Source organism: Georgenia sp. G2120, from assembly GCF_055326485.1.
The window spans coordinates 183,904-196,066 of sequence record NZ_JBUZNL010000004.1 but is presented as its reverse complement, the minus strand read 5'-3'; the positions used below and the strand labels follow the sequence as shown (position 1 = coordinate 196,066).

The following is a 12,163-nucleotide window of genomic DNA, read 5'->3' as shown; positions in this document are numbered from 1 at the left end:
ACCTGCGCCCGCCCGTCGGCGCGGGCCGACCGGCCCGGACGACGGCACGGGCGCGGCGTCTCCTCGGACGCCGCGCCCGCCGCACGGCCACCGGGCGCCCCACCGACGCCCGCCGCGCGGCCGGCGGGCGCTCCACCGACGCCCGCCGGCGCGCCACCTCAGTGCTGGTGCATCGGCGCCGGCGCAGGCAGCCCGGCCTCCTCGCGCACGCGCGCCGCATAGTCGTCGAGGAAGCGGAGGGCGTCGACGAGCGTCGTCGTCGTGATCTCGACGTCCATGTTGTGGATCGTCTCCCCCTCGGCGGTGGCGGCCTCGGCGACGGTCCGCAGCGAGTCGAGGTCGTCGACGTCGATCCCGGCCTCGACCAGCGTGTTCGGCAGGCCGACGCGCGTGGTGAACCGGATGTGCTCGTCGAGCTCCTCGGTGGGCGCCGACTCGAGGACGAGCTGCGTGGTGGTCCCGACGTTGACCTTCTCGCCGTGCGTGAGGTGGTGCGTCTGCGGCACGGCCGTCAGCCCGTCGTGGATCGCGTGCGCGGCCGCCAGCCCGCTCGACTCGAAGCCGAGCCCGGACAGGAGCGTGTTGGCCTCGACGACCCGGTCGACCGCCGGCGTGACGACGTTCCGCTCCACGGCGGCGATCGCCGGCAGCGCGTCCTCGTGGAGGATGTCCCAGCTCAGCCGGGCGAGTGCCTTCGCGGACATCGTCGCCTGACCGCCGGCCATCGTGGACTTCTTCGCGCGGGCGACGGCCCGGGCCTCCGGCCAGGTGGCGAGCGCGTCGCCGATCCCGGCCACGAGCAGCCGCGCCGGGGCGTTCGCCACGAGCTGCGTGTCGACGAGCACGAGGTCGGGGTTGCGCGGGAAGAAGCGGTACTCCTCCATCGCCCCCTCCTCCGTGTAGACCACGGACAGGGCCGAGCACGGGGCGTCCGTCGACGCGATCGTCGGGACCGAGGCCCAGCGGATCCCGGCGAGGTGGCCGGCCGCCTTGACGGCGTCGATCGTCGACCCGCCGCCCACGCCCGCCATGACGTCCGCGCCGAGCTCCTTCGCGCTCGCCGCGAGCGAGTCGATCGAGCGCGCCGTCGCGTAGCCCTCGAACGGCACGCGGTGCACCGGCAGGCCCTTCGCCTCGAGCGAGGCGGTGACCGTCTCGGCGACGATGCCCCACACGACGTCGTCCGCCACGATCATCGGCACCTCGCCGAGCCGCGCGAGCTCCTCCCCGATCGAGGCCATGGCGCCGCGGCCCTGCGTGTAGCGGGACGGGGCGATGAGCGACATGAGCGACTGGGCGGACATCCGGGTCTCCTTCGTGAGCCGTTGACGGGTTCACGAACCACGCTAGGAGCCGCGCCGGTCGGAGTCCCGGGCCGGAGGTCCCGAACCCCTTCCAGCCCGACGACGAACACCGACACCCCCGTCGTCGCCCGTCACCGCGCCCGCTACGGCCCGGCGAGCGCACGCACGAGCAGGTCGATCTCCGCAGGGCCGAACAGCTCCTCGACCTCTGCTCCGTCGCCGCGGAAGGCGGCCGCCGCCATGATCGACCCGACGACGACGAGCGCCGCCCGGTCCGCGTCCACGGCCGGCTCGTCCCCGCGGTCGTGCGCCCGCGCCAGGATCGCCGCCAGTGCATCGCGGGTCGGGCGGTAGACGATCCCCCGGACGACGCCCGCCAGCTCGGCGTCGTGGGCGGACTCGGCGATCAGCGACAGGAGGGCCGTCACGACCCGGCCCGTGAGGACCTCGTTCTTGTGCTCGAGCATCGCGCGCACGTCCCCGGCGGTCGACCCGGTGTCGACGTCCTTCTCCTCGTTGCCCACCGCAGACGCCGCGGCCAGGACGAGGTCCCGCCTGGTCGGCCAGCGCCGGTAGAGGGTCGCCGTCGAGACGCCGGCCCGTCGAGCGACGACCGCCGTCGTCATGGCCGCGTACCCGGACTCGGCGATGACGTCGATGACGGCCTCGAGGATGCGCGGGCCGAGGGTCGGGTCCACGGGGCGGCCCTGACGCGTGCGGCCGCCGGCGTCGGGGAGGTCCATGCGGCCACCATATCCGAGCGATACGAAACTATTTCGTTTCGCTTCGTGGTACGGTCGTCACGCCCACCTCGACCCCGGAGGCACCCCATGCGCACGATCGTCCTCACCGGCGCCAGCGACGGCATCGGCGCGGCCGCCGCTCAGCGGCTCGCCGGAGACCCGGTGCGGCTCGTCGTCGTCGGCCGCTCCCCCGAGAAGACCCGCTCCGTGGCCGGGCGCGTGGGCGCCGAGCACCACGTCGCCGACTTCACCCGCCTCGACGAGGTGCGCGACCTGGCCGCCGAGCTCGACGGCACGCTCGACCGGATCGACGTCCTCGCCAACAACGCTGGCGGGTTCTTCGCCGGCCCCGTCCGCACCAAGGACGGCTTCGAGAAGACGTTCCAGGTCAACCACCTCGCCCCGTACCTGCTGACGAACCTGCTGCGGGAGAAGCTCGTCGCGAGCAGTGCGAGCGTGGTGGCGACCGCCAGCGTCGCGAACATCGTCTACGCCCGGCTCGACCTCGACGACATCGAGAGCCTCTCGGACTTCCGCCCGGACCGCGCGTACGGGAACGCGAAGCTCGCCAACATCCTGTTCACGCGCGGGCTGCACGCCGCCCTCCACCGACACGGGGTCTCGTCGGTCGCGTTCCACCCCGGCGTCGTCGCGACGAGCTTCGGCGCCGAGACGAGCGGCCTCCTGCGCCGGATGTACCACGGCGCGCTCCGTCCGCTCCTCACCCGACCCGCGCGTGGGGGAGCGACCCTCGCGCACTTCGTCGACGGCACGCCCGGCACCACGTGGGAGTCGGGCCGCTACTACAACGACCGGCGCCGGCCCGGCCTGCTCAACCGCGCGGCGAAGGACCCCGCGACCGTCCGGCAGCACTGGGAGATGTCCGCGCAGATGCTCGGCGTCGACTGGTCGCTCGCCTCGGTCGATTCCCCCGACGACGGCGCCGCACCCGGGTAGGCCGAGCACCCCGCGCATTCGAGGGCACGCGGACAGGACGGGCGGGTGCGCGCAGGTGGCCGCCCACCCGCGCACGGCTCGCCCGCGTTACCGGCCCGACGTCGACCTACGTCAGGCGATAGCGCGCCACCAGCAGCGAGTCCGACCGCAGCAGCGAGACCAGCTCCGCCTCGCGCACCGCCTCGGCCGCGCCGAGCACCATCCGGCGCCCGGTGCCGCCCGCGACGACCGGCGAGTAGCTGACGAGCATCTCGTCGAGCGCGTCCTCGGCCACGAGGGCGCCCAGGAGCGTCGGACCGCCCTCGGTGAGGATCCGCGCGTGCCCGCGCTCGCGCAGGGCGTCGACGGCGGCACGCCCGCTCACCCCGCCGCCCTCACCGGGCGGCAGCAGGACGACCTCGGCGACCTCCTCGAGCGCCGCCACACGATCCTGCGGGGCTCCGGTCACGGTGAGCACGAGCGGCCGCTCGGGGGCGGCGCGGAACATCGGGGAGGACTCGTCGAGGTCGAGGCTCGCCGAGACGGCGGCGAGCCGCGGGTGGTCGCTCTGGCCGGCGGCGCGGCGGCGGGCCACCCCGGTCTCGTCGGTGCGCACCGGTCCGTAGCCCTCGGCGCGCAGCGTCCCGGCGCCGACGAGCAGGACGTCCGCGGCGCTCCTGGCCAGGTGGAGGTGCGCCTGGTCGACCGGGTCCGACAACCCGCCGGCCCGGCCGTCCATCGTCAGCGAGCCGTCGATCGAGGTGACCATGTTCGACCGCACCCCGGGCTCGAGGTAGGTCGCCGCGAGCTCGTCGGCCGTCACCTCACCCGGCTCCGGCCACAGCCGGTCGAACAGGGCACCCGGCACCGCGTCACGCGTCTCGTCCGTCACGCCGCACAGGCTATCCGCGGGGGTAGCGGGATGTGATGGAAAGGCGGCGAGCGGCTGTGGATGCGGGCGGTGGCGCAGCGGCCGCCGGGCGATCGGTGGACGGTCGCGGGAACGGCACTCCCGGCGGGCCGCTACCGTGGCCGCATCGTTCACCCGCGTGGGGAGAAGCCCACCCGTCAGGGAGACACATGTCCGACGCCTTCCGCACGACCTTGTCCGACGCCGAACGGCCGCTCGTCCTCGCCATCGACGTCGGCTCCACGGCTACCCGCGGAGGGCTGTACGACGCGGCGGGCCGACCCCTGCGCGACTCCCGGCACAAGGTCTCCCATGCGTTCACCACCGACGTCGACGGCACGTCGGTATTCGACGCCGACCAGGCGACCGACGAGGTCTCCGAGGTGATCGAGAAGGTGCTCGACGGCGTCGACGGAGAGGTCGCGGGCGTCTCGCTCGACGCCTTCGCCGCCTCGCTGGTCGGCGTCGATGCGTCGGGGGCCGCGGTCACGCCCTGCTACACCTACGCCGACTCCCGCAGCGGGCCCCAGGTCGCCGCGCTGCGCACCAAGCTGGGCGAGTCCGAGCTCCAGCAGCGCACGGGCACCCGCCTGCACACGAGCTACCTCGCGCCCCGGCTGCGGTGGCTGCGCGAGACGGAGCCGAACCTGTTCTCGAGCGTCGACCGGTGGATGTCCCTGCCGGAGTACGTCCACCTGCGGCTCCTCGGCGTCGCCGTCGCGAGCACGCCCACCGCCTCGTGGACCGGCCTGCTCAACCGCCGCACGGGCGAGTGGGACACGCAGCTGCTGCGGCTGTCCGGGATCCGGCGCGCCCAGCTCTCACCGGTCCAGGACCCCGGCGTGCCGATCGTCCTCGAGCCCAAGGCCGCTCGCGCGATCGCAAAGAGGTGGCCCGCCCTCGCCGACGCGCGGTGGTTCCCCGGGATCCCCGACGGGCTCGGGTCGAGCCTCGGCGCCGGTGGCACAGGCAGCTCGACCGCCGTCCTCGCGGCATCGACGACCGGCGCGATGCGCCTGCTCGTCGAGACGATCCCCGCCACCCTGCCCCCCGGCCTGTGGGGCTACCGGGTCGACCACGGGCACTCGCTCCTCGGCGGCGCCCTCACCGACGTCGGCAGCGCCGTGACCTGGCTCCGGGAGAACATCCGGATCGACGACGACCTCGACGCTGTCCTCGAACCCGAGCCGCTGTCCTCCACGCCGCTCGTCCTGCCGTTCCTGTCCGGCGAGCGCTCGACGGGGTGGTCCGCCGGGGCGCTCGGCACCGTCCTCGGCATCTCGGCGGCCCACACGCCCACGGACCTCGCCCGCGGCCTCCTCGAGGGCGTGGCGCTCAGCTTCGCGCGCCTGGCCAAGCAGCTGCGCGGGGTCGCCGGCATGCCCTCGGAGATCCGGGTGAGCGGCGGACTGATCGGCGCGATCCCGGGCTTCGCCCAGCTCCTCGCCGACGTCCTCGGCGCACCGGTGACGCCCGTGACCTACAAGCGCACGACGATGCGGGGCTCCGCCCTCCTCGCGCTGCGGGTGCTCGCGCCGAACGTCACGCCGGCCGTGGGCCCGCTCGGGGAACGGTGCGAGCCGGTCCCGGCCCGCACCGCGCACTACGCGCGTCGGCTCGCCCAGCTCGAGGACGCCTACGCGGCGGTCACGCCGCTCTGACGGGCGCCCCCGGGGAGGCCGACGGGTCGCGGAACTACCGCTGCGCGCCCCAGCCCGGCGGGAGTCCCTGGCCGGGCTCGCCGGCCCACCCGGGCTGCTCGCCCGGTCGGCCCTGGGGAGCGCCCTGCGGCGGTCCCGGCTGCCACTGACCCGGCTGACCCTGCGGCGGGCCGGGCTGCCACTGACCCGGCTGGCCCTGCTGACCGTGCGGCTGCCCCTGCGGCGGCCCAGGCTGCCACTGGCCGGGCTGACCGGCCGGCTGGCCGTGGGGGGCGCCCTGCGGCTGACCGTTGCCCTGCGGCTGCCCGTGCCCCTGCGGCGCCTGGCCGCCCCCGGCGCGCTGCGCCCGGCCGTTGATCTCCTGCTCCATCGCCTGCCAGGTCGGCAGGTCCCGCTTGCCGATGGAGAACTCCCAGTGGTTGCCGTCGCGCATCGTCACGTGGACGGCGTAGTACGCCATGCCGACCTTCTCGTGCCAGAGGCGGTCGAGCGCCGAGTAGTCGAAGCTGGCGAACACCCGCTCGGGGATCCACTTGCCGAAGCCCGCACGGGTGTCGATGCAGATGGCCGCCGTCGGCGTCATCGCCCAGACCACCGGACCCTCGGGCGGGAACGGCATCCCCAGGACGTGACCGCCGGGGCGGACCTCGGTCTTGACGATGGCGTCCGCGACCAGACCGCCGATCGAGAACTTCTTCGGCCCCTTGTCCATGCTCTGCGCCACCCAGTTCTGGCCGTCCCTGGGGAGCATGAGCACGGCGTCCTCGGGGGCGTACCCGAGCACCTCCGTCACCTTCGCGGCGAGCTTCGGGTTGGCCATGGGATCTCCTCGTGTCGGCGCTTCCGGATCGACTCTGCTGTGCCGGTCGGGGACTCCCCGGCCAGGGAGAACCTAGCGCGATCCAGGATTCGCAGATGATTGTGCGGCCATTCCCAGGCTCCATCCAGGTTCGACCGGTGAAGTCATACCCATGAACAGTTTCCCGGAGGACACCGACCCGAACTGGCGAGTCCAGGGTGCGTGCACCGACCTCCCCACGGACGACTTCTTCCCCGAGGGGCAGGGCAAGGCCGTGGACGCACAGGTGGCCCGGGCCAAGGCGGTCTGCGCGAGCTGCCCGGTCGCGGAGATGTGCCTCGAGTTCTCGCTCCGGACGAATCAGCCCTTCGGCATCTTCGGCGGCACCACGCCGTCGGAGCGTCGGGCGATCCGGAAGGAGCGTCGCATCGTCGCTGCGTAGGCGGGTGGGCCGCCTCGCAGGGGACGGGGGATGAGGGCCATGGGGACGCCTGGTACACGGACCCGTGGTTCTCGCACAGAAGGAGATCCACCACCCCGGGGGGGAGTGGTGAGGTCACCGGCCCTTCGTGCGTCTACCGGGCGCCGGCCCTTCGTGCGTCTACCGGGCGCCGGCCCTTCGTGCGTCTGCCTGCCGCCGGCCCTTCGTGCGTCTGCCTGCCGCCGGCCCTTCGTGCGTCTGCCTGGCGCCCGCCCTTCGCATCGCCGGCTTCAAGGCCCTTGACGTGTAGGTTTATTCCTACCTATTCTATCGGCATGGCTGTCACCACCGTGAGGACCGTGACCGTGTTCGTCGCTGACCAGGACCGTGCCCGCGACTTCTACGTCGACGCGCTCGGGCTCGAGGTCACGACAGACCAGACCTTCGGCGAGAACCGCTGGCTCGAGGTCGGCGCACCGGGCGGCACCACGCTCGTGCTGCACACGCCGTTCCCCGGCATGAGCGCCGGCGGCGGGCAGGGCATCCTGTTCGCCAGCTCGGACCTGGACGCCGATGTCGAACGTCTGCGGGCGGCCGGCGTGGTCGTCGACGGCCCGAACGAGATGCCGTGGGGCCGGCAGGCCACCTTCTCGGACCCGGACGGCAACGGCTACATCCTGCAGGGCTGAGGTCGTCCAGCTTGCCTCGACGTCTCAAGAACGGCCCGCTGGACGAGGTGTTCGGCGCGCTCGCCAACCCCACGCGTCGCGACATCCTCGACGCGCTCCTCGGCGGCGAGCACACCGCCGGGGAGCTCGCCGGGAAGTTCGACATGGCTCGTCCCAGCGTCTCCGAGCACCTCCGCGCGTTGCGCGAGTCCGGACTCGTCGAGGAGCGGCAGGAGGGCCGTCACCGCTACTACCGCGTCACGGGCGAGCCGATGGCCGAGCTGATCGACTGGCTCACTCCCTACGAGCGCTTCTGGCGCGACCGGATGACCGCGCTCGGCGGTGTCCTCGACGAGATGGACGACGATGACGCATGACGACCTGACCCGGATCGAGGTCGACCAGTACTTCCCACACCCGCCATCGAAGGTCTGGCGTGCCCTGACGACACCGGAGCTGATGGCGCAGTGGCTGATGCCCAACGACTTCGCACCCGTCGCGGGTCACCGGTTCACGTTCTGGGCACGCCCGGTCGCGCAGACCGGGTTCTCCGGACGGATCGCATGCCGGGTGCTCGACCTGCGACCACAGAAGATGCTCCGGATCAGCTGGGCCGACGCCGAACAGCCCGACTGGATGGCGACCACCGTCACCTGGATGCTGCAGCCCGAGGGGAAGGGCACCCGCCTGTTCCTCGAGCACGCCGGCTTCGACCTCGACGACCCGACCCAGCAGCTCGCGCGGAAGTTCATGAACGGCGGTTGGCGGAGCCACGTCCTGCGCCGACTGAGCGAGCTGCTCGAGCACCTCCACTGATCCGCTCGACCCATCTGTCCTGCATGTTCTCTGGGAGGGCAGGACCGCATCCACCACCTGTGGCCGGCACCCGCCAGCCACGACACGACGAGAGGCCACGTCATGGCGCGCACGATCGCGGAGAAGCTTCAGATCAAGCCCGGCACCGAGCTGCTGCTCGGCCCCGCCACGCCAGACCAGCGAGCACTGCTCGATCCCCTTCCCGAGAACGTCACCGTCGTCGACGGGATCGACCGCGACACCACCGGGGTCGCGGTGATGTTCGCCCACAGCCGCGACGAGCTGGACACGCTGCTCGACGACGTCTTCCCGCTGCTGTCGACGCCGAAGGCCGTCTGGATCGGCTACCCCAAGGGCAACAAGGCCGACATCAACCGCGACAGCATCTGGAAGCGCGCCGAGGAGTCAGGCTGGACCCTCAACGGCAACATCTCGCTCTCCGACACCTGGTCGTCGGCCCGTCTCAAGCCCGCGAGCTGACCGCGGGTACGCGAGCGTCACCAGGACGCCAGGACGGTGCGGGGGACGGTCGGCCGGGCCGGACAGCACGCCGCCGTCGTCGCCCGGCCGGGCGCTGTCGGGTACGTGTCCCTACGTCCCTCACGCACGTTCCGCTCCGGCCGCCGGGCTACTCCCCACCCAGCCGGGCGCCGTCGGGCACGTGGTCCCCGACCTCGTCGGCGCGCACGACGACCTCGCCGGTGACGACGACGTCCCCACCGAAGGTCACGTCCCCCTCGACGGCGAACGACCGGGCCCCGCGCAGCGACGGCGGGCCGGCCGGGAACCGCGACTCGAGGGCGTCGACCAGCTTGTAGACGTCGCGGTCGAGGTCCACCGACGGGACCGGGTCGACCTGCGCGACGAGCCGGTACTCGTCGTCGAGCTCGTAGGCGTCCGACCGCACGAGCAGGAGGTCGTCCGTGGTCTTGACCGGCGAGAACCGGTCGCGCCCCACCTCGAGCGCCACGGCCCCCTCGAACAGCTCGATCGCCGCTCCCATCGCCGTCTCGACCTGGACGACCGACGTGGACCCCTTGTCGGACGGGTCGACCGTCTTGACGTTGCGGATGAGCGGCAGCCCCAGTGCGCCGTCGTGCTCGGCGAGCGCCGCGTCGAGGGCCTCGAGGTCGAACCACAGCGAGTTCGTGTTGAAGTACCGGTGCCGCTCGACGTCCTGGAACGCGCCCAGGTCCTCCTCGGCCGTCTGCGCGACCTCGCGCAGCACGAGCTGCTCGTCCTCCGTACGGACCGCGAGGTGCCCGCCCTTGCGGTCGGCCCGGGTACGGCGGCACACCTCCATGGCGAAGGGCGCCCCGCTCGCGGCGAACCAGCCCGCGAGCCGGCCGTCCGGCGTCGCCCCGAGGTTGTCGATGTTGGACACCGAGAGGTAGCGGTACCCGCCGTCGAGCAGCGTGCGCGGCAGGCCGGTGTCGTGCAGGACCGTGTAGAGGTCGCCGTGCCCCGGCGGCGCCCACTCGAGCTCGGGGTCCTCCGGCCAGTCCACGGGCACGAGGTCGTCGGCACGCAGGCGCGGGACCCGGTTCTGCACGACGTCGGTCGGCACCCCGTCGACCGCGAGGTCCGGGTGGGCGGCGAGCGCCTCCCGGGTGGGGCCCTGGGTGCGGAACGACTGCATGAGGACGAGCGGCAGCGTCGCCCCGGAGGACTCCCTCGCGCTGCGGACCTGGTCGATGACGATGTCGAGGAACGTCCGCCCGTCGCGCACGGTGAGGAGCGACTTCGGGCCCGACATGCCCATCGACGTCCCCAGGCCGCCGTTGAGCCGCAGGAGCGCGGTGGCCCGCAGCGCGGCGTCGGCGGCCGCCTCGTCCACCTCGACGTCGGCGAGCCGCGTGACGTCGTCGAGCGGGCGGAGCGTGGACTCGGGCAGCGTGCCGGACGCGCCGCGGGCCAGCTGGTCGTACTGGGCGGCGAAGACCCGGCGGGCCGTCTCGGAGGTGTCGGCGTCGGCCATCCGGCGGAGCGCCTCGTCGAGGCCGGCGGCGCGTCCGTCGTCGGAGCCGTGGTCCGGTCCGTCGTGACGTCCGGCGCCGGGGCCGTGGTGGTGACCTGCGTCAGTCATCCCCGCACGCTACCGCCGCTCCCCCGGCCTGGCAGGATGTGCCTCGCCCGCCGAGCACCGCGGCGGTGCACCGGGCACCCGTGGAGGATCGATGAGCACGAGCGACATGGCCGACCACCGGAGGTCGTTCCCGATCGGGCTGGTGGTCCTCGGCGTCGCCGCGGTCACCGTCATCGCGATGGCCGGCGTCCAGACGATCAGCTCGATCATCGCGCCCGCGTTCTTCGGCCTGACCATGGTCGTCACCGCTCGGCCGCTCATCGTCTGGCTGCGGAAGTACCTCCACCTGCCCGGCTGGCTCGCGACCCTGCTCATGCTGCTCGCGGTCTACCTCATCCTGCTCGGCATCATCGGCGGGATCGCGTACGGCGTGGCGGAGACGGGCACGCTGCTCGCCCGCGAGGAGTACCGCGAGACGTACCAGCAGATGTACACGGACTCGCTCGCCTGGCTGTCGAGCCTCGGGGTCGACGTCTCGAACTTCGAGCAGTACCTCTCGGGCATCGACTTCAACCAGATCCTCAGCGTGGTCAGCGGCGCGGCGAACATGCTCACCTCCGGCACGTCGCAGGCCGTGCTGTTCGTCGTCATCACCGCGTTCATGGGCTTCGACACCATCAACGTGCGCGGCCGCACCGAGTCCCTCCGCGAGGCCGCGCCCTACCTCACCGACGCTCTGACCGGCTTCACCACGCAGGTCCGCAAGTACTGGATCGTCTCCACCGTGTTCGGCGCCATCGTCGCGATCGGCGACGGCGTCGCCCTCACCGTCATGGACGTCCCGCTGGCCTGGACGTTCGCCCTGTTCGCGTTCGTCACGAACTACATCCCCAACATCGGCTTCTTCATCGGCCTCATCCCGCCGGCGCTGGTCGGGCTGCTCGACGGCGGCGTCAGCACGATGATCTGGATCATCGTCGTCTACACGGTCATCAACAACGGCTTCCAGACGTTCATCCAGCCCAAGGTCACCGGCGACGCCGTGGGCCTCAACTCCACCGTCACGTTCGTGTCGCTGGTCTTCTGGACCTCGATCGTCGGGCCGCTCGGCTCGATCCTCGCCGTCCCGCTCACCCTGTTCGCCAAGGCCGTCCTCATCGACTCCGACCCGCGCACGAAGGTCTTCGCCGTGTTCCTCCAGTCGGGCGACAAGAAGGTCACCGGCACCCAGGCCGAGCTCGACGCCGCCGACCGCATGCGCGCCGAACGCCGTGGCCGCAACGCGCGGCGGGAACCGAGCGGCGAGGACGGCGCCGAGGATCTCGCCGGCAGCCGTCACAAGTCGGGCGAGATCACGGTCGGCGAGCTCCGACGGGCACGCGCCGGGTCCGGTGGGTCCCACCCCATCGCCCCGACGACGCAGCGCACCTCCGTGGACGGCGCCGGGACCGCGGGAGCCACCGGGTGGGCCGCGTCGCGCGGCACGCACCCGGGGACGCACCCCTCCGACGACGCCGGACAGGCCGGCCATGCGGGTGACACGGGGCGCGGGGGCCGTGCAGGCGGCGCCGGGACGGCGGGCGACACCCGACCGGTCCGCGTCCAGCCCCGCCGGGACGGCGATGCGGCGGGCGGCGCGACCGTCGACGACCGGGCTGCCGCCGGAGCCGGACCGGGCGCGGAGGAGCCGGCCGGCACCGGCAGGAGCGACGCCCGCGGGCCGAGGTGGACCGACGCGCAACGGCGCGACGCTCGCGGACCCGGCGGCACCGAGCCGGGGAACGACGCCCCGCACGCTCCCGACGACGACGCGCAGCGGTAGCCGCCCCGCCGTCGGAGGCGTCCGATCGGTGGTCCCGGGTCGCCCCGACGGCCCTTG

13 protein-coding genes are annotated in these 12,163 nt (G+C 73.0%); 8 read left to right on the top strand and 5 right to left on the bottom strand.

Annotated features, from left to right (window positions below):
* Positions 1-158: 158 nt before the first annotated feature.
* The gene (locus ACZLMO_RS06560; protein ID WP_463653242.1) at positions 159-1,304 is read right to left on the bottom strand and encodes a glycerol dehydrogenase; all 1,146 of its coding nucleotides are present in this window, start codon (positions 1,302-1,304) and stop codon (positions 159-161) included.
* A 143-nt stretch (positions 1,305-1,447) separates the two neighbouring features.
* Entirely contained in the window at positions 1,448-2,047 is a 600-nt protein-coding gene (locus tag ACZLMO_RS06555) for a TetR/AcrR family transcriptional regulator (protein WP_463653241.1), read from the bottom strand.
* A gap of 87 nt (positions 2,048-2,134) precedes the next feature.
* Here ACZLMO_RS06555 and ACZLMO_RS06550 point away from each other — a divergent pair, with 87 nt between their 5' ends.
* On the top strand, positions 2,135-3,004 hold the full coding sequence (locus ACZLMO_RS06550) for an SDR family NAD(P)-dependent oxidoreductase (protein ID WP_463653240.1): 870 nt from the start codon (positions 2,135-2,137) through the stop codon (positions 3,002-3,004).
* A 106-nt stretch (positions 3,005-3,110) separates the two neighbouring features.
* Here the strand turns inward: ACZLMO_RS06550 and ACZLMO_RS06545 are convergent, their stop codons facing one another.
* A complete protein-coding gene (locus tag ACZLMO_RS06545) occupies positions 3,111-3,875 on the bottom strand; it encodes a dihydrofolate reductase family protein (protein ID WP_463653239.1) in 765 nt (254 codons plus the stop codon).
* 188 nt (positions 3,876-4,063) lie between these two features.
* Here ACZLMO_RS06545 and ACZLMO_RS06540 point away from each other — a divergent pair, with 188 nt between their 5' ends.
* Positions 4,064-5,554, top strand: a complete 1,491-nt coding sequence (locus ACZLMO_RS06540) for a gluconokinase (protein WP_463653238.1) — start codon at positions 4,064-4,066, stop codon at positions 5,552-5,554.
* 34 nt (positions 5,555-5,588) lie between these two features.
* Here ACZLMO_RS06540 and ACZLMO_RS06535 read toward each other — a convergent pair whose 3' ends face one another.
* Positions 5,589-6,374 carry a hypothetical protein gene (locus tag ACZLMO_RS06535; RefSeq protein ID WP_463653237.1) on the bottom strand — a complete coding sequence of 262 codons (786 nt, stop codon included), beginning with the start codon at positions 6,372-6,374 and terminating at the stop codon, positions 5,589-5,591.
* A gap of 151 nt (positions 6,375-6,525) precedes the next feature.
* On the opposite strand from ACZLMO_RS06535, the gene ACZLMO_RS06530 reads away from it, so the two are divergent.
* The 5 genes from ACZLMO_RS06530 (at position 6,526) to ACZLMO_RS06510 (ending at position 8,738) form a co-directional block, all read left to right on the top strand.
* Positions 6,526-6,795: a WhiB family transcriptional regulator gene (locus ACZLMO_RS06530; protein ID WP_425713893.1), complete on the top strand. Its 270-nt coding sequence runs from the start codon at positions 6,526-6,528 to the stop codon at positions 6,793-6,795.
* Between the two features lie 314 nt (positions 6,796-7,109).
* Positions 7,110-7,463, top strand: a complete 354-nt coding sequence (locus ACZLMO_RS06525; RefSeq protein ID WP_463653236.1) for a VOC family protein — start codon at positions 7,110-7,112, stop codon at positions 7,461-7,463.
* Between the two features lie 11 nt (positions 7,464-7,474).
* Complete coding sequence (locus ACZLMO_RS06520; protein WP_463653235.1) at positions 7,475-7,819, top strand: ArsR/SmtB family transcription factor; 345 nt, start codon at positions 7,475-7,477, stop codon at positions 7,817-7,819.
* Entirely contained in the window at positions 7,809-8,258 is a 450-nt protein-coding gene (locus ACZLMO_RS06515) for an SRPBCC family protein (protein WP_463653234.1), read from the top strand. Before ACZLMO_RS06520 ends, ACZLMO_RS06515 begins: the two co-directional genes overlap by 11 nt.
* 102 nt (positions 8,259-8,360) lie before the next feature.
* The gene (locus tag ACZLMO_RS06510; protein ID WP_463653233.1) at positions 8,361-8,738 is read left to right on the top strand and encodes a DUF3052 family protein; all 378 of its coding nucleotides are present in this window, start codon (positions 8,361-8,363) and stop codon (positions 8,736-8,738) included.
* A gap of 148 nt (positions 8,739-8,886) precedes the next feature.
* Here the strand turns inward: ACZLMO_RS06510 and ACZLMO_RS06505 are convergent, their stop codons facing one another.
* Positions 8,887-10,344, bottom strand: a complete 1,458-nt coding sequence (locus ACZLMO_RS06505) for a UTP--glucose-1-phosphate uridylyltransferase (protein WP_463653232.1) — start codon at positions 10,342-10,344, stop codon at positions 8,887-8,889.
* Positions 10,345-10,435: 91 nt separating this feature from the next.
* On the opposite strand from ACZLMO_RS06505, the gene ACZLMO_RS06500 reads away from it, so the two are divergent.
* Positions 10,436-12,106 (top strand): AI-2E family transporter, encoded by a 1,671-nt coding sequence (locus tag ACZLMO_RS06500; RefSeq protein WP_463653231.1) that lies wholly within the window; start codon positions 10,436-10,438, stop codon positions 12,104-12,106.
* Positions 12,107-12,163: the final 57 nt, after the last annotated feature.